The organism is Arthrobacter sp. E70 (assembly GCF_058266945.1).
The window spans coordinates 225,094-242,335 of the sequence record NZ_JBYQFR010000008.1; the positions used below are offsets into that span (position 1 = coordinate 225,094).

The window sequence follows — 17,242 nt, forward strand, 5'->3', positions numbered from 1 at the left end:
AAGCTCCGGGGGACTCAGCCGATTTGGGTGATTTCCGGACCACGTTCGGGCTCCTCCAGGGTGGGCGCAGCGGGCGGAGGAGTGGCGGACGCATCCTTGGGCAGCCGCAGCTGCAGGAGGTCGCGCGGAGGCATGGGGCTGTCGCCCCGCACGACTACGACCTTCCGGAACAGTGCTTCCAGCGGTTCGGCGGCAGGCTTCTCGAGTGCTGCGGGACCGCCCAAAACGCCGCGGAGGAACCACCGGGGTCCGTCCACGCCGATGAACCGGGCGACGCGGTAACCCTGGCTGCCGTCCGGCAGGCCAGCGGGGAGTTTGGCGACGAGCTCGGTCCCGAAGGCACCTTCCACCTCTTCAACCTGCCCGCCCTGTGCGCCCACCGACTGGCCGATCTGCTCGCGGATCTCATCCCAGAGCGTTTCAGTCTTGGGGGCGGCAAATGCCTGCAGCTGCAGGCTGGATCCGTTCAGGTCCAGCGTGACGGCCACGACCCGCTGGGTTGCTTCCTCCACTTCGAGGCGGAGCTGCAGGCCTTCGCTGGGCGTGATCAGCAGGGCGCCGAGGTCCACGAAGCCGTCACGGCTGCTGATCTCGGCTTCGTCGAAGGGTCCGTCCTGGCGGAAGGCTGACGTACCGGGCTCCCCCGTGCCGGTCTCTGCGGCGGTGAGGGATTCGTCCGGTTCAGCCGGCTCTGCGTTCTTGGCTTTCCTGCCGAGCCCAAAGACCATGGGTGACTCCTTAGTTATGAATGTGCCGGCGCGAACCGGGTCCGTGCAACGGATACTGGCGTGGCAGCGGGGACAGCGGAGGTGTCAGGCTCCGGGGACGGTAAAGCCGCCGGTGGAACCAAAGCCTCCAGTACCCCGGACGGACCCGCTCAATTCGCTGACAGGAATGAATTGGGCGTGCTCCACCCGCTGGATCACCATCTGGGCAATTCTATCGCCGCGGCGGAGCTCGATCGGCTGGGACGAGTCGGTGTTCAGCAGGGTGACGGAAATCTCGCCCCGATAGCCGGCGTCCACGGTTCCGGGGGCGTTGACGATGGTCAGGCCGTGCTTGGTGGCCAGGCCCGACCGGGGGTGGATCAGGGCCACGAAGCCTTCGGGAAGGGCGATGGCGACGCCCGTCGGTACGAGCTTGCGCTCCCCCGGCAGCAGCACTACGTCCTCCCGCGCGCGAAGGTCCGCCCCGGCGTCGCCCGGATGCGCGTAGGACGGGGCTTCCAGCTCCGGGTCCAGCATTTTCAGCTGCACCTGGAGGGTCGGTGCGCCGGGGGCCGGGGAGGCTGCCTCCGGGGCAAGGTCTACTGTGGCGGGATGATCAGTCACAGTCACTCACTCTAACCCGCGCTCCCAAATCGCTCCTAGGGCGGCAATCTGCTCGGCACCCTCCCCCGGTGCAGCGGCGCTGTCCCAAGGTGAAATAGCGGCCCAAAGGTGGAAAGCTTGGTTCATGCCCGAATCAAGCCCGTCCGCATCAGTCCCCAGCACACCGTCCGCAGGGGCGCCTGCTGCCTACCGGGAAAAGCTGTGGCCCAACGCCTGGATCTGGATCATCGCAGCGGGTGTTTCCGCCGCCGGAATCCTGGTGTTCGCACCCATCAGCATGGCCGCGGGCTACACCGCGGCAGCTGTCCTCTTCATCATCATTGCGGTCCTCCTGGTGCTTTCCACTCCCGCCATCACGGTTACGGAGGATTCCCTCACGGTTGGCCGGGCCACGATCGAACGCAGGTTCGTTGGTGAAGTACAGCAGTTCCGTTCAGATGAGGCGACGGCCGAGCGCGGTACCAGGCTCAATGGCCTGGCGTACCTGTGCATCCGCGGCTGGATCGACCCCGTGGTCAGGATCGAGATCACCGATCCCGCAGACCGCACCCCCTACTGGCTGGCCTCCACCCGCCACCCGGACCAGCTGACGGCAGCCCTTGCCCGGCGCTGACATCCGGCGCAGGAGCTGGCCGGGCCCCGGATCCAGCGGAAAATGACGGCGCGCCATGCCCCTTGAGCCAAATCCGCCCGGCCGGGTGGCAGAGTTTCGATTGATAGTAATGCCAGGGTGGAGGATTTGTATGCAGGATCTACGGCTTGTAGGCGTGCACGACGACGGGACGCATCTCCTGTTGAGCGGGGCCGGCGGCGAGATGTTCCAGCTGCCGATCGACGAGGCACTCAGGACGGCGAGCCGGACCACGGCCAAGCCGCGTACCGAGCGGCCCGCCATTCCCATGTCGCCGCGCGACATCCAGGCACGGATCCGGGCCGGCGCCACAGCAGCCGACGTCGCGGAACTGTCCGGCCTGCCATTGGCCAAGGTTGAACGGTATGAAGGCCCCGTCCTGGCTGAGCGCGAGTACGTGGCCCAGCAAGCGCGCAAGGTGGAAGTAGCGGCGCCCTCCCCCGGCCACGACATCTACCGTTCCGCGTTTGGCGACAATCCAGCCACCCTCGGGGACATGGTGGCGCACCGGCTGTCCGCCCATGGCATCGACCCTGCGACGGTGGAATGGGACTCCTGGCGGCGCCAGGACGGCACATGGACTGTGTCGGCAAGCTTCGAAGCAAAGTCCGGCGGAACGCCCGGCATCGGCGAGGAGCCGCCCGCCCTCTGGACGTTCAACCCGGCGCGGAAGTCCCTCCAGAACACCAACCGCTGGGCGCAGCAGCTCAGTGAACTTGAGCCGCTGGACGGGCCGGTGCCTGCCCGCCGCCTCACAGCAGTTTCCGATCGTCCCTTCGATTTCGAAACGGACGCGGATGCTGGGAAAGCTTCCTCCCCAGGCCAGGCAGGCCCTGCGCAGGCTCCCGGCAAGGAAGCCGACGGCCTGCTGGACATGCTCCGTTCACGACGTGGCCAGCGCCTTGGCGTGGATGAGGACTCAGACGACGCCCTGGCGCTGCTGCTGACCCACGGTGTGCCGGCCGCCCACCCGCGCCCCTCCGAGGTTGCCGCCGAGCCGGAGGAACAGGAACCGGAACCGCAGGATGAGAAGGGCGACGCCCCTGCCGCGCAGGGTGATTCGTTCATCCGGCGCCGCGATACACGGCCTTCCATGCTGTCCAGGCTCAGCCTCCTTCCGCCGCACCGGGACGTTGACGATGACAGGCTGAGGCTGCACGACGGCGTCAGCACCGACACGAGGGAAATCACCATCGCCGCGTCCCCGCAGAAGCCATCCGGTTCCGCTCCGGCCGCGGACAGCGGGGCTTCCAGTGGTGCCGGGCTGGATGAGCTGCTGGGCGGCAATCCGCGCCGTCCGGCAGCCAAGCAGGACGATTCCTCCCCCAGCACGGGCCAGCTGCCCGAGACCGAGGCGCCGGAACGGCCCGCTCGGCCGAAGCGCTCCAGCGTGCCGTCTTGGGATGAGATCGTCTTCGGCACGCGAAGCGAGTAGCAGCCCCGTGGCCGGTGCTGCGTAGGCGCTCCGGCGAGTGCTAGACTCCGCCGCAGTATCCCCTTGCGGCCGCCATCAGGCCGCGATCACCCAGGAGGTCCGCAGTGCCGCATACCACCTGCCACATGTCGGTCTCGCTGGACGGTTTTGTCGCCGGGCCCGGCCAGAGCCGCGAGAACCCCTTGGGCCGACGCGGGATGGAACTGCACGCCTGGCACCTTGGGGATCCACGAGCCAACGATGCCGACCAGATTGCGAACGAATGGCTCATGCGGCCTCGCGGGGCGTACGTGATGGGCCGGAACATGTACGGCCCCGTCCGCGGGGACTGGGACGAAGAATGGAACGGATGGTGGGGGCCGGAGCCGCCGTACCACGCTCCGGTGTTCGTGCTGACCCATTTTGCACACGACCCCATCGAGATGGAGGGCGGGACGACCTTCCATTTCGTCACCGGCGGGTTCGACGAGGCCTACGCCGCGGCTTGCGAGGCGGCCGGGGATGACGGCGTCGACATCGCCGGTGGTGCCTCCACCGTGCGGCAGGCTCTGGCGGCCGGTGTGATTGATGAGCTCACCCTCGACATCGCGCCAGTACTGCTCGGTTCGGGTGAGCGAATCTTTGACGGGACTGAATCCTTCAACTTCGAGCCCGTCGAGGTGCTCCACTCCCCGCTGGCCACGCACATCCGCTACCGTCGACTGGGCTGACGGCAGGACCCGGCGGTTAGGCAAGTCGAAACCCGGACAGCCTTCGTCACCGGCGGTCATAAAGCCAGTTGCGCCAGGAGGGCTTCCTCGAGCAGGCTTCGGTCCCCGGGGAGGACGCCGGGTGGCCACCAAGGTGGTTCCCAGTCCTGGTGTTCGCTGGTGTAGTGGCGGCCGGTGGGTGAGGTCCAGCCGGGTGGTTCGTTTTTGCTGGCCGGAGTGGGTGTCCAGCCGGTGGTGTGCCGGAGCCGGTGGTGTTTTCGGCAGGGCTGTCCCAGGTTGCTGACCCCGGTGGTGCCGCCGTTGGCCCAGGCGAGGAGATGGTCTGCTTCGTTGTCCGTGGAATTGTTGCTGCACCCGGGGAACGGACATTTGCCGTCCCGCAGCCGCAGCCAGGCCCGCATCGCTTTGGTGACCCGGTAGCTGGTCCGCCCGATCTCCAGCGGCGCCCCGTCCCGGGGATCCACCAGCACCCGGTAGAACGAGTCGGCGCCGTTGGCGACCAGTTGCCGGGCCATGGACGCCGGGATCGGCCCGTAGCCGTCCAGCATGGCCGGTTCGTCCGTCTGGCCCGTCAGCGAGCACACCGGGACCGTGACCAGCACCTGGGCCCGGATCCGCGGCGACAGACCATCTGCTGCTTCGACATCCTCAGCCGTGGTACCGCTGCCCAGGATCGCGTCAGTGAAGTTGTCAGCGCGCAGCTGGGCCAGGGTGCGGGGCTCATCCGGGCCCTGCATGCTCCGGGCGGTGGCGGTCAGCCGGTTCCACCCCGCCAGCGCCCGGTCCGCGGGCAGGTAGGCCGACAGCCAGGCCATGCCGTTATCGTCCGGCCGGAACTCCACCCGCCGATCCAAGATCCCCTTGGCATGGCGGATTTCGATGCTCTCGGCATGATGACGTTCCCGCCAGGACCTGGCCTTGGTCCTGAACCGGTGCGCCGGCATCTGCCCCACCGGGCATCCCCTGGCAGGGCCCGGAGCGTCAGGGTCCAGGAAATGGGCCTCCAGCGCGGCGGCACCGTCAGCATCAAGACTGGCCGTTTCGTCCACCATGGCCAGGGCGTGCTGCCAGGACAGGGCCCCGGCCTCCAGGGCCGCAAGGGTTCTGGGCAGCGTAGTGGCAAGGGCATGGGAGGCGGCCAGGAACGATCCCGCAGCCCGCGGCCCCAGAGCCAGCACACACCCGATCTCCGCCGCGACCGCCATCTCCTGCGCCTGCACCGGCACATCCGGCCCGGCAACCGCATGGGCGCTCTCTGCATACTTCACCGCAGCCTTCGCCTTCAACCCCGCGAACCCGCCCTCCACCTCACGGGCTCCGGCAAGAATATCCAGGCAACCATCCGCCAACCCCGCTAAGGGATCAGCTCCCGAAAACGGCTCGGGACCGCACCCCTCCACCTCGGCATGAAGCACAGCAAGGCCAGCACGGATGTCCTCATAAGCCTTGGCCACCGCTGCTTTCCCCATAAACCCATCATGGCAAGGGGGTACGACATTCTGACTGCCCTGACGTCAGCTCTGGCTGGGCCAACACGAACTAGTTGCGTGTCTAGACGCTGGCTGCCCAACAAGTCCGCAATCGGCTGCCTGCATTTGCCCTAACCAGAAACCCGGAATGGTTCAGAAACAGTCTTCCCGCCCATCTGCTCGACCAGTGCCAGGTGAACCGCTTCATGAATGATTCAACCCGGTAAAGGATTGGCTATAGGTACAGCTCACTAAATACGGGGTAGGTCGGCTACAAAGGCATCCAAAAGCCGCAGATCGAATCGATCAGCGACGTGCGTCGTCTCTGTGATTGAACCAAGGCCATCGCCGGGTAGTTGCCAAAATATCCGATTCGGTCTGAGTCGATTGAGGCATTGGTACCACTCGATAAGGGGCTCCCGCAGCTTCGCATGAAGCTCGAATGACCGCCGGCAGCGGGAAGCATCGCCTTCCTTCTGTGACCGCAAGGTATTTTCATCGGGGACCGTCACCAGCACGAGGTCCGCAAATCCCAGCTTTTGGTAGCTCATGGCTTCGCGCACGCATGCTAGCTCGGAAGCAAACCGTGAGGACGGGGCTGCACCGACTCGCGCCAAGCACCACGAGTAGTGCAGCTTCATCGGATCGCCGTCGCAGATCGCCACTCCCGCACTCTTCTCAAGGTCCAGCGCCTGCGACCAGCGGGCTGTATTCACGCCAGTCCAGTAATGGGCTTGGCTCGCGGTATCACGTCCGTCCGGTTCGGTACCCGTTGGTGCGTATTCAGCCACGAACTCAACGGAGGTCGATTTGCACCACGTCGTTTTCCCGGCCGCACTGGGACCCTCAACTGCAACGATCACTAGGCGATGCTATATCGCGAGGGGACCTGTCCCCCATGAACCATTCCCTCAAGGACCCCAAAGCTGATTCCGCATCGACTCGAGGTTTCCCTTCACTCAATACCCTGGATTTTCAAGACGCCGGGGAGTGTTGCGGACGATCTTGCCCAGTCTGCTGAATGAGCAGCCAATCCACGCCCAGAGCCCTGCGCGGATCCCTTGAGGCAGGAGCACGTGGATAGGTGTCGGCTTAACTACGGTCACTCCTGCGTGCGCATGGGCGGGTGCCAAGTCCCCGGTGATTCCCACCCTGATAGGAGCGGGAGTTGCCGGCCTTATCGCTGGCCGCCGAAGGACACGGGCGCACTGAACACTGCAGGGCTTCACTCCGCGATCGCGGCCAATGCTGCCTAAGCCCCGGTACCAGGCGCGCCCGGACCGCCGGTTCCGCGCCACAGGCAGGCGTCGACCTCGAACGGCAGCAACTGGTCCTGCTGGGCCATCAGCTTCGCACCGTGGGCGCTCACCCGGCGCATGAAGTGCCGGCGGCACAACGTCTCGTACCCCACCACGGGAAGATGCTCCGCTTCCGGGGCTGCCGTGGCATCCACCACCATGTCCACGTCGCCCACCACCACCTGGGCACCTTCGGTGACCATGACGCCGTCGACCGTCCTGGCGTTGTGCGTGGCGCGGCGCCCGCACCAGCAGAGCGCTTCAACCTGCAGCACCTGCACCCGGTCCGCCAGTTCGATGAGCCGCTGGGAGCCCGGGAACAACCGGGTGCGGAAGTCCGCGGTGATGCCGAACGCAAAGACGTCGACGTCGATCTCGTCCACCACCTTGGCCAGCTGCTCCACCTGCTCCGGGGAGTAGAACTGGGCCTCGTCGCAGATCAGGTAGTCCACCCGCTGGCCGCGGGTCCTGCGCAGCATGACTTCCTCCCAGAAGTCGGTGCTGTCCACCACCTCCACGGCGTCCGTCTCCAATCCAAGGCGGCTGGAGATCCGGGACTCGCCGGCACGGTCGTTCCGGCTGAAGCGCACGCCCCCGCGCCCCCGGGCCCGGTGGTTGTAGTCCATCTGCAGGGCCAGCGTGGACTTCCCGCAGTCCATGGTCCCCGAGAAAAAAATCAGTTCAGCCACGCCTGCGTCTCCCCTCGGCCGTGAAGCAAAGCAGCGGGACTTCCCGCTCGGCCTTGGTCAGGGAGCCGTGCTGGCCCACCACTTCCATGGCCGTGGGCCGCATCCGCCGGCCATCGTACAAGGCAAGGGCGTCGCGGGCCGCGATCATCACGTCACCAATCCGGCGTTCGACGGCGGGACGGACCTCACCGAAAAGTCCCCCGGCTATGGCTTCGTCACGCGTAAAGGCCCACACCCTGGTGCCGAAACGCGCCTTCCAGGCAGCGAGCAGGCGTTCCCGGCCATCGGCGCCGTGGCCGTCCTCCAGGTACAGGTGCACCATCCGGGGTTCACCGGCGGTGTGGCGGACGCCGTCCACCAGCGCCGGGTCGGTGGAAAAGTCGATGCGCTGCGGCACCGGAACATCCAGCATTCCGTGGTCCGCAGTAAGCAGGATGGTGGTGCCGGCGGGCAGTGAGGCGCTGAGCCGCTTCACCGTTGCGTCGAGTTCCTCCAGCTGGTGCTCCCACTGTTCGGACTGGCAGCCGTACCGGTGGCCGGCCTTGTCCAGCTCGTTCACGTAGAAGTACATGAGCGACGGGCCTGCGGCAGCCATGGCCTCAGCCGCCGCAGCGGTCCTGGCGTGTGCCGTGGTGCCCGAGATGAACCTGCCGCCGCGCAGGGCGGCCCGTGTCATGGGCGAGCCATCGAACTGGGAAAGGCTCACGGTGCTGACGTCCACGGCGCTGGCGGCGCGCTCGAAGACAGTCGGGAACGGCTGCCAGGTGGACGGGTCAACGCCGGCGTCCCAGTTCCCCAGGAGGTTCACCACCTTGTCCTGCTCAGGATCCAGGACGTCGTAGCCCACCATGCCGTGCTGGCCGGCGGACAATCCTGTGCCGAAGCTGGCCAGCGCTGCCGCGGTGGTGGAAGGGAATGCCGAGTCCAGCCACACGGGAACTTCGCCCTGCCCCGCCTGGATGACCGAACGCAGGAACGGCGTGTGCGCCGTCTTCTGCTTCAGCAGGTTCCTGCCCAGGCCGTCCGCCAGCACCACGCAGACGCGGCTGGCCGCAGGAAGGCCAAGGGTGTTGCTGAAACCGTCCACGCCCATGCTGGCAGCGGCGCTGGTCAGGACTTCGGCGACGGAACGCCGCCCGTACGCGGGCGGCGGCGGCAGGTCGGGGACGCGACCGGAAACGGCGGGAGCTGGTGCGGCGTGGTGGCTGTCGTCCGGCATCAGCGCTGCTGGTGCCCGCGACTGAGCCGGTTGCCGAACACTCCTGAGCGCGGCCTCGGCGCCATCGACTGCACGTGGGACACGGGAGCCGGGGAGCCGGTGTTGACAGCGCGCAGGGCGCGGGCGAACAGCTTGGCATCCTGCACGGCCTGCAGCCCGTCCGCCTCCGCGCTGATCCGCAGCACGATGTCTTCCTGGGCGATGGTGCCGGTGTAGCCGTGGTCCGCTTCGCACTGCGGGTCGCCGCAGCTGGCCGGGCCCATGTCCAGCCGCTGGCCACCGGACCATGCGATGGACAGGGTGAGCTCACGCACAGGATCGGACGGCTTGTAGTTCTGCGGCTGGGCGTACATGTAGCTCAGCACCACGGAACGGATCTGCGCCACGGGAACCGATTCGGTGGAGATCTGGGCGACGATCTGCTCCCCTGCCTCGTCCAGTTGCTGGTCATCCACGTGGGTGATGACCAGCATGTCGGCCGTCAGGACCAGCACGGTGATGTGGCGGCGCACCTCGGCGCGGTCGAAGTGGGTTTCCAGGTGCACCAGGTGGGCCACGCATTCCCGGCCGTCGAGCGCGTCGTCGACGACGTCCGAGACGAGGCGCGGGTAGAACCCGGCCTTCTGCAGTGCGTCCTCAAGGCTCCGGCCCTGCTCACCGTGGTTGTGTGAGCTGTGCTGGCGCACTGCCTGGTTTTCGTTGCCGGGCGTTTCGGGCGCGGACGCGGGAGGCGGAAAGCTCATGCCCCCTATTTTCACAGATCGCCCGGCCAACTTACCAACCGCGTCAGCCCAGCATGGCCCGGCGCGCGCTGTCCGTGCGCTGGGCGGCGTTGCCAATGCGGACATCCGCGGCAAGGATGGTGGCTCCGGAGGTTCCTACGAGGACGGGGTTGAATTCCACCAACGCGATTTCGGGATGGTTGTCCTTCATCCAGGCCAGCCTGCCGGCGAGGTCCTCCAGTGCGGCAACGTCCACAGCCGGCAGGCCCTGGTAGCCGAACAGCTTCCGGGAGGCGCGCGGGGACCGGATGAAGTCGTGCACATCCGCGGCAGAGAGCGGCGGCACCCGGTGCGCCCAGTCGTCCAGGAGGTTGACGGCGTCCCCGGCCAGCCCGAATGAAATGACCGGACCCAGCAGGGGGTCCTCGATGGCGCGGAAGGTGCATGCCTGCCCCACTGGCGCCATGGCCTGGACTTCCAGCGCCGGGCTGCCGTAGGCGGCGAGCGCCCGGCGCATCTGCAGCACGTTCTGGCGCAGCGATTCGGCGTCCTCGATGCCAAGGCGCACGCCGCCCAGGTCCAGGCGGTGCCGGAGGGCGGGGTCGGTGGTCTTCAGCACCACCGGCCAGCCCAGGGAGTCTGCGGCCGCCACCGCCTCTTCCGGCGTGGTGAAGCCCACTGACGGCAGGACGGAGATGCCGTAGTGGCCCAGGAGTGTGGCCGCGGCGGCGGGGTCCAGCTGTTTGAGTTGTTCGCCCGTGACGTCCGCCAGGAGTGTTTCGAGCAGGGCGTCGGCTTGCCGGGGATCGCACCCGGCGGGTTCGACGAAGTGCCCCTGGTCACGGGCTGCCCACTCGGCGTACCGGACCACGGCCGCGAGCGCGGCCACGGCGGCTCCGGGGTTGGAGAAACAGGGAAGGGTGCAGTCCTTGCTTCCCACCATCCCCTCCACGTTGACGGCGGGGTCAAGGATGCCGGTGAAGACGGCCACCACCGGTTTGCCGGCCGCTGCCGAGCATTCCGCAAGCACCGTGGCTATGGCGTCGGGCTCCAGCCCGCGCGCCGGCAGCAGGGCGGCGACGGCGGCGTGCACGGTGTCCGGCGCCAGCGCCTCCAGCACGGCGGTCCGCAGGGCGGGCAGCGCCACCGACTGGCCCGTGTCGAGGTCGAGGCCGGCCACCACGTGCGCCACGCCCAGGCCGTGGGCCTTGGCGCTGTCCGCAACGACGGCGCCGAGGGCCGGCGAGTTGCTGAGAACGGCAATGTCCGCTCCCGTGGGAAGCGGCTGGCCCGACACGACCTGCGCCACGTCCACGAGCTGTTCCACGGTTTCAACGCGGATCACCCCGGACTGGCGGAGCATCGCATCCAGCGCTCCGGCCGGTGCCTGCGTGGTGCGCACGGCGTGCCCCGGCGGCAGGCGCAGGCCCATGGTGTCCGACTTGGCCACGATGACCGGCTTGGTCCGGGCAAGGCGCCGGGCGATGCGCGAGAATTTGCGCGGGTTGCCCACCGACTCCAGGTAAAGGCCCACGGCGGAGGTGTCGGCGTCGTCCTCCCAGTACTGCATCAGGTCGTTGCCGGAGACGTCGGCCCGGTTTCCGGCGGAAAGGAGGGTGGACAAGCCCAGCCGGCGCCGGCTGGAGGCGGCATAGAGTGCCACGCCGATCGCGGCCGACTGGCTGAACAGGCCCAGGCCCCCGCGCAGCGGCAGGGAGGGGGCCATGGACGCGTTCAAGGACACGTCCGGGTGGGTGTTGACGATGCCAAGCGACGCCGGCCCGATCACCCGCATCCCGTTCGCCCGGGCCTGGCGCACCAGGGCGCGCTGCCGCAGCAGGCCGCGTTCGCCGTCGTCCGCGAAGCCTGCCGAGGCGATCACCACGCCTTTGACGCCTGCGGCGGCACACTCGGCCACCACGCCGCTGACCTCCTCGTACGGCACCGCGACGATGGCCAGCTGGACGGGATCGGGAACCTCGGACAGCTTGCCGTAGGACATCATGCCGGCCAGTTCCAGCGCTTCGGGGTTGATGGCGTAGACGGGCCCGTGGAAGCCGCCCTCAATGATGTGCTCCAGCAGCTGGTAGCCCACGGTGCCCCACTTGCGGCTGGCTCCGATCACGGCAACGGACGACGGCGCCAGCAGGTCCCGGACGCTCCTCGCCTCCGCCCGGTGCTCGCGGGATTCCATCACCGCACGCGATTTCTCCGTGGGGTCGATGTTGAATTCGAGGCTGACGACGCCGTCGTCGAAATGGCGTTTGACGTCGTAGCCGGCGTCCGAGAAGACCATCAGCATCTTGCGGTTCTCCGGCAGCACCTCGGCGGTGAACTTGCGGATCCCGTTCTCATGGGCGGCAGCGGCCAGGTGCTCCAGCAGGATGGAGCCGATTCCCCTCCCTTGGTGGGCGTCGGCGATGTTGAACGCCACCTCGGCCTGGGTGCGGTCGGGAAGCCGGTCATAGCGCCCGATCCCGATGATTTCGCCGTGGATGGTGATCACGAACGCCACCCTGTCCTTGTAGTCCACCTCGGTGAAGCGCTTGAGTTCCTTCGCGGACAGCCTGGCCTTGAACGCAAAGAAGCGCATGTAGATTGAATCCTGCGACTGCCCGGTGTGGAAGGCCTGGACGGCGTCGGCGTCAGAGGGGTGGATAGGACGCAGGTGCGCTGTCCCGCCGTCCCGCAGGACGACATCGGCTTCCCAATGTTCCGGATATTCGCCGTCCCCGGGCTGATCCACCATAGGCTTAGCCTAGCCAAAAACTATCGCAGCACGCCCTACAGGCTGCGCAGTAACCCCAGAAGGATTTACCAGCCCCATGGCCCGCCGCCAAAGCCCAGCCCCGATCGCCGACGACAACTACACGGAAAACATCGTCGATATCGATGTCACGTCCGAAATGCAGGGCTCCTTCCTGGAGTACGCGTATTCGGTGATCTACTCGCGCGCCCTTCCGGACGCCCGGGACGGGTTGAAGCCGGTACAGCGCCGCATCCTGTACATGATGAGCGACATGGGCCTGCGCCCGGACCGCGGACATGTCAAGAGCGCGCGTGTGGTGGGCGAGGTAATGGGCAAGCTGCACCCGCACGGCGACGCCGCCATCTACGATGCGATGGTGCGCATGGCGCAGGACTTTTCCCTGCGCCTGCCGCTGATTGACGGGCACGGCAACTTCGGTTCGCTCGACGACGGCCCGGCAGCGCCGCGGTACACGGAGGCCCGGCTGGCGGCGGCGGCCCTCACGCTCACCAACCACCTCGACGAAGACGTGGTGGACTTCGTCCCCAACTACGACAACCAGCTCACCCAGCCGGACGTCCTTCCCGCCGCGTTCCCCAACCTGCTGGTCAACGGCGCCACCGGCATCGCCGTCGGCATGGCCACCAACATGGCCCCGCACAACCTGGTGGAAGTCATTTCCGCCGCCCGGCACCTGATCGCCAACCCCGAGGCAACGCTGGATGACCTCATGCGCTTCGTGCCGGGCCCTGACCTGCCCAGCGGCGGGCGCATTGTGGGCCTGGACGGCATCCGGGACGCCTACGCCACGGGCCGCGGCTCCTTCAAGACCCGCGCCAAGGTGGAAATCGAACAGCTCTCTGCGCGCCGCACCGGCCTGGTGGTCACGGAACTGCCGTACATGGTGGGCCCGGAAAAGGTCATCGAGAAGATCAAGGACGCCGTCAACGCCAAGAAGCTGACCGGCATCAGCGACATCGTGGACCTCACCGACCGCAAGCACGGGCTGCGGCTGGTGATCGAGCTCAAGAACGGCTTCAACCCCACCGCGGTCCTGCAGCAGCTCTACCGGTACACGCCGATGGAGGACTCCTTCGGCATCAACAACGTCACCCTGGTGGACGGCCAGCCGCAGACGCTGGGCCTGGTGGACCTGCTGAGCGTCTACGTCAACCACCGCATCAACGTGGTCCGCCGCCGGACCGTCTTCCGGCTCGGGAAGAAGAAGGACCGCCTCCACCTGGTGGAGGGCCTCCTCATCGCCATCGTGGACATCGACGAGGTCATCCAGATCATCCGGTCCTCCGACGAAGCCGCCGCTGCGCGCGAGCGGCTGATGTCCATCTACGACCTCACCGAAATCCAGGCCAACTACATCCTGGAACTGCGCCTGCGCCAGCTCACCAAATACTCCCGGATCGAGCTGGAAAAGGAACAGGACGAGCTCCGGCGCGAGATCGCCGAACTCCAGGCCATCCTGGACTCCGAGGAACTGCTCCGCACCGTGGTATCCGACGAACTCGGCGCCATCGCCGAGGAACACGGCACCCCGCGACGGACGGTCCTGCTCGAATCCGAGGCCGTCTCCCCCACCGTGGCCGCCGAGCTGTCCGGGGCCAACGGCAAGAAGGGCAAGGCTGCGCCGTTGTCGCTGGAGATTGCGGACGACCCCTGCTGGGCGATCCTCACCGCATCCGGGCAGGTGGCCCGCACTACCAACCAGGAACCGCTGGCCGAAGCCGGGCCGCGGAGCAAGCATGATGTCTACACCTCGGTGGTGAAGACATCGGCGCGCGGTGAGATCGCCGCCGTCACCTCCCTGGGCCGGATGCTCCGCCTGCAGGTCATGGACATGCCGGTGCTGGCGCCCGTGGCCGGGCTGCCCAACCTGGCCGGCGGCGTTCCGGCCAAGGAATTCCTGACCCTGGTGAAGGGAGAATCGCTGGTGGCCTTCGTGCGCCTGGACGAGGTCCTGGCCATCGGCACCGCCCAGGGCGTGGTCAAGCGCGTCCAGCCGGACTACCCGCTGAACCGCGAGGACTGGGAAGTGATCACGCTCAAGGACAAGGACTTCGTGGTGGGCGTGGCACCGGCGGCCGCGGACGACGCCGACCTGGTCTTCCTCACCCGCCAGGCGCAGCTCCTGAAGTTCCCGGCAGGCAACGTCCGGCCGCAGGGGCGGACAGCCGGCGGCATGGCCGGCATCAAACTCGCCGCCGGCGACCAGGTGAACTTCTTCGGGGCCGTCCAGCCCAAGGACGAGGCCGCCGTCGTCGTGACCATCGCCGGCAGCAACGGTGCCCTTCCCGGCACCGCCCCGGGCACGGCAAAGGTGACCGCTTTCTCGGAATACCCGGTCAAGGGCCGTGCCACCGCCGGGGTGCGGTCGCACCGGTTCCTGAAGGGCGAGGACGTGCTGCTGCTGGCCTGGGCCGGGCACGGCCCTGCAAAAGCTTCATCCGCCGCCGGCGTGGCACGGTCGCTGCCCCAGGAGCACGGCCGGCGTGACGGCTCGGGCGTCCCGCTCTCCCAGGCCGTGGAGGCCGTGGGACCGGCCATGGCATGGACGGACGAAGCAGCGGGGGAAGGGTAAAGCCGGGGGTACGGCGCTAGGCTGCCACGTCCCTGCGCCGGAATCCCACGACGGCGAGCGCCAGCAGTACCGCGGCCGTACCGGCGGACACCAGCACGCTGTCCCAGGCCGTGCCCTGCCGCAGCGGGTCGTGGGCGATGTACTGGAAGAACGGGGACACCTTCTGGATCCGGTCAAAGGCATCCACCAGCGGTGCCAGGCCGTTGACGATGTACGCGAGCACCGCCAGCACGGCAGGCACTCCGCGGCTGAGTCCGGTGCGTCCCGTGCTTGCCGACAGTGCCAGGGCAAGGGAGCCGAATACGACGCCGAGCAGGGCCAGGTGGAACATGACGGCCGCCACTTTGTCCGTGGGAAGGACCATGTCCACCATGCTGCCTTCAAGCACCAGGGACACCCCCATCACGGCGGCCAGCAGGAACGTGCCCAGAACCATGGCGAGAAATTTGTCCAGCACCACCCGGCCCCGGCCCACCGGGTTGGACAGCAGCAGGTCCAGGGTGTGCCGGTCCTCCTCCCCGCCAATGGCAGCGGCACCGGCACTGATCGAGTAGATCAGCACGGCAATGGGTCCCATGAAGGAGAGCAGTTCCACCTGGATGTAGCCCGTAGGGGTGGACATGTCCGCGCTGGAGGTGGCGAACAGGGAGCGGAAGGCCTCCGGCATCTGGTCGATAAAGTCGCTCATCGAGGGCTGGGACTTGACCGAGGGCCAGATCGCCGCATACGTGGCCACGATGAGCGCCAGGGAGACGGCCCAGGCCAGCAGCGCCCTGCCTTGGTCCCGGAGCGTCTTCAGCAGGACGTTAGCGAGCATGCCCAACCTCCGCTTCCGCCTCGCCGGGCCTGCCTGTCCCGGCCGTGTCCATCCCGTAGTACCCCAGGAACGTTTCCTCCAGCGGCGCTTCGGCGCACTCGAAATCCTCCACCTGCCGGGCACTGACCCGCTTCAGCAGCGCGTCAAGGGCTGCCTGCGGGGCGCTGCAGGCCAGGGACCGGCCCTCCACCCGCACGTCCCGCACGCCGGGCACCCCCGCGAACTCGGCCGCAGACACTTCTTCGGCGAAACGGGCCCGCACTTGGTGCAGGGACCGGGCAGCCAGCTCCTGGAGGCGCTCCACCGCCACCAGTTTCCCTGCACGGACCACACCAATCCGGTCGGCGACGCGCTCCACCTCGCCCAGGACATGGGAGGAAAACAGCGCTGAGCCACCGGCCGCCGTGTGCTCGCGCAGGATGGCGTGGAAGACCTGCTGGACCAGCGGGTCGATGCCGCTGGTTGGTTCGTCCAGCACCAGCAGCCGCGGCCGGGACATCACCGCAAGGACCACTGCAAGCTTTTGGCGGTTGCCCCGCGACAGCGTGCGGGCGGGCCGGTCCAGGTCCAGTTCGAGCCGCGCGGCGGTCCGGGCCGCCAATTCGCTGTCGTCGCGGTGCCGCAGGTGGGCGCAGTAGGCAATGTGCTGGCGGCCGGTCAGCCGGTCATAGAGCGCCGGCTCCCCGGGTACGTACCCCACAAGCCGGTGGACTTCGCGCGACTGCCGCCACGCGTCCAGCCCCAGCACATGCGCGGTGCCGGACGTGGGCCGCAGCAGGCCCATCAGGAGCCGGATGGTGGTGGTCTTGCCTGCCCCGTTCGGACCCAGGTATCCGAATACTTCGCCCGGGCCGATGGTGAGGCTGACGCCGTCGAGCGCCGTTGTCCGGCCAAAACGCTTCGTCAGCCCGGCGGTTTGCACCAGATATTCCCCGCTCATGGAGCCAAGGCTAGGCCCGGCCTGCACGCCGCTCCAGAGTCCTTTGGCCTGCGGCGGGGGCGTTGGACTCTGGCGGGACTGCTGTGCACGGCGCCGGCGCATCCCGCCTAGACTGCTCTCATGCCTATCGTCCCCGATGAGAAGGACTGGACCTGGGTCCTGTCCCGCGCCTGCCCGGAATGCTCCTTCGACGCCTCAACCGTGACGCCGTCGACGGTCCCCGGGAGCATCCTGAGCGTGCTCCCCCGGTGGCGCGCAGTCCTGCGCCGGCCGGACGTGGCGGAGCGTCCCGACGACAGCACCTGGTCCCCACTGGAGTATGCCTGCCACGTCCGTGACGTCTTCACCCTGTTCGACCAGCGGCTGAACCTGATGCTGGCATCCGATGACGCGCGGTTCGAGGACTGGGACCAGGACCGGACCGCAGTGGAAAAGGACTACGCCGACGCCGACCCCGCCGTGGTGAGCGCCGAGCTCACCGCCGAAGGACAGCAGGTGGCCGAGTCCTTCGCCGCCGTCCGCGAGGAGGAGTGGCCGCGGAAGGGCCTGCGCAGCAACGGCTCCGAATTCACCGTCCTGACCCTCTCCCGGTACTTCCTGCACGACGTTGTCCACCACCTCCACGACGTCGACGGGTAG

The 17,242-nt window shown here is 67.7% G+C and carries 15 protein-coding genes; 5 read left to right on the top strand and 10 right to left on the bottom strand.

Going from position 1 to position 17,242, the window contains the following annotated elements:
• Nucleotides 1–14 precede the first annotated feature (14 nt).
• Nucleotides 15–728, bottom strand: a complete 714-nt coding sequence (locus tag AC3IMC_RS12580) for a DUF3710 domain-containing protein (RefSeq protein WP_490918883.1) — start codon at nt 726–728, stop codon at nt 15–17.
• An 84-nt stretch (nt 729–812) separates the two neighbouring features.
• Nucleotides 813–1,331, bottom strand: a complete 519-nt coding sequence (gene dut, locus AC3IMC_RS12585) for a dUTP diphosphatase (protein ID WP_490918884.1) — start codon at nt 1,329–1,331, stop codon at nt 813–815.
• Between the two features lie 124 nt (nt 1,332–1,455).
• Here dut and AC3IMC_RS12590 point away from each other — a divergent pair, with 124 nt between their 5' ends.
• The 3 genes from AC3IMC_RS12590 (at nt 1,456) to AC3IMC_RS12600 (ending at nt 4,107) form a co-directional block, all read left to right on the top strand.
• Nucleotides 1,456–1,944 (top strand): DUF3093 domain-containing protein, encoded by a 489-nt coding sequence (locus AC3IMC_RS12590; protein WP_490918885.1) that lies wholly within the window; start codon nt 1,456–1,458, stop codon nt 1,942–1,944.
• Between the two features lie 130 nt (nt 1,945–2,074).
• Nucleotides 2,075–3,397 carry a septation protein SepH gene (gene sepH / locus AC3IMC_RS12595; RefSeq protein WP_490918886.1) on the top strand — a complete coding sequence of 441 codons (1,323 nt, stop codon included), beginning with the start codon at nt 2,075–2,077 and terminating at the stop codon, nt 3,395–3,397.
• A 104-nt stretch (nt 3,398–3,501) separates the two neighbouring features.
• Nucleotides 3,502–4,107 (top strand): dihydrofolate reductase family protein, encoded by a 606-nt coding sequence (locus AC3IMC_RS12600; RefSeq protein WP_490918887.1) that lies wholly within the window; start codon nt 3,502–3,504, stop codon nt 4,105–4,107.
• 56 nt (nt 4,108–4,163) lie between these two features.
• Here the strand turns inward: AC3IMC_RS12600 and AC3IMC_RS12605 are convergent, their stop codons facing one another.
• The 6 genes from AC3IMC_RS12605 to AC3IMC_RS12630 all read right to left on the bottom strand — a co-directional run bounded on the left by AC3IMC_RS12605 (nt 4,164) and on the right by AC3IMC_RS12630 (nt 12,253).
• Entirely contained in the window at nt 4,164–5,576 is a 1,413-nt protein-coding gene (locus AC3IMC_RS12605) for an HNH endonuclease signature motif containing protein (protein ID WP_490918888.1), read from the bottom strand.
• Nucleotides 5,577–5,827: 251 nt separating this feature from the next.
• Nucleotides 5,828–6,439, bottom strand: coding sequence for a hypothetical protein (locus AC3IMC_RS12610; RefSeq protein ID WP_490918889.1), 612 nt, complete (start codon nt 6,437–6,439; stop codon nt 5,828–5,830).
• Nucleotides 6,440–6,828: 389 nt separating this feature from the next.
• Entirely contained in the window at nt 6,829–7,563 is a 735-nt protein-coding gene (locus tag AC3IMC_RS12615; protein WP_490918890.1) for a thymidine kinase, read from the bottom strand.
• The gene (locus AC3IMC_RS12620; protein WP_490918891.1) at nt 7,556–8,782 is read right to left on the bottom strand and encodes an alkaline phosphatase family protein; all 1,227 of its coding nucleotides are present in this window, start codon (nt 8,780–8,782) and stop codon (nt 7,556–7,558) included. Before AC3IMC_RS12620 ends, AC3IMC_RS12615 begins: the two co-directional genes overlap by 8 nt.
• Entirely contained in the window at nt 8,782–9,525 is a 744-nt protein-coding gene (locus tag AC3IMC_RS12625) for a DUF5998 family protein (RefSeq protein ID WP_490918892.1), read from the bottom strand. The genes AC3IMC_RS12620 and AC3IMC_RS12625 overlap by 1 nt, the downstream gene beginning before the upstream one ends.
• 43 nt (nt 9,526–9,568) lie before the next feature.
• Nucleotides 9,569–12,253, bottom strand: coding sequence for a bifunctional acetate--CoA ligase family protein/GNAT family N-acetyltransferase (locus AC3IMC_RS12630; RefSeq protein ID WP_490918893.1), 2,685 nt, complete (start codon nt 12,251–12,253; stop codon nt 9,569–9,571).
• Nucleotides 12,254–12,329: 76 nt separating this feature from the next.
• Between AC3IMC_RS12630 and AC3IMC_RS12635 the strand changes: the two genes are divergently transcribed.
• Nucleotides 12,330–14,846, top strand: a complete 2,517-nt coding sequence (locus tag AC3IMC_RS12635) for a DNA gyrase/topoisomerase IV subunit A (protein ID WP_490918894.1) — start codon at nt 12,330–12,332, stop codon at nt 14,844–14,846.
• Nucleotides 14,847–14,862: 16 nt separating this feature from the next.
• On the opposite strand, the gene AC3IMC_RS12640 is transcribed toward AC3IMC_RS12635, so the two are convergent.
• Nucleotides 14,863–15,663: a DUF2705 family protein gene (locus tag AC3IMC_RS12640; protein ID WP_490918895.1), complete on the bottom strand. Its 801-nt coding sequence runs from the start codon at nt 15,661–15,663 to the stop codon at nt 14,863–14,865.
• Nucleotides 15,653–16,603: an ABC transporter ATP-binding protein gene (locus tag AC3IMC_RS12645; RefSeq protein WP_490918896.1), complete on the bottom strand. Its 951-nt coding sequence runs from the start codon at nt 16,601–16,603 to the stop codon at nt 15,653–15,655. Before AC3IMC_RS12645 ends, AC3IMC_RS12640 begins: the two co-directional genes overlap by 11 nt.
• A 120-nt stretch (nt 16,604–16,723) precedes the next feature.
• Between AC3IMC_RS12645 and AC3IMC_RS12650 the strand changes: the two genes are divergently transcribed.
• The gene (locus AC3IMC_RS12650; protein ID WP_490918897.1) at nt 16,724–17,242 is read left to right on the top strand and encodes a DinB family protein; all 519 of its coding nucleotides are present in this window, start codon (nt 16,724–16,726) and stop codon (nt 17,240–17,242) included.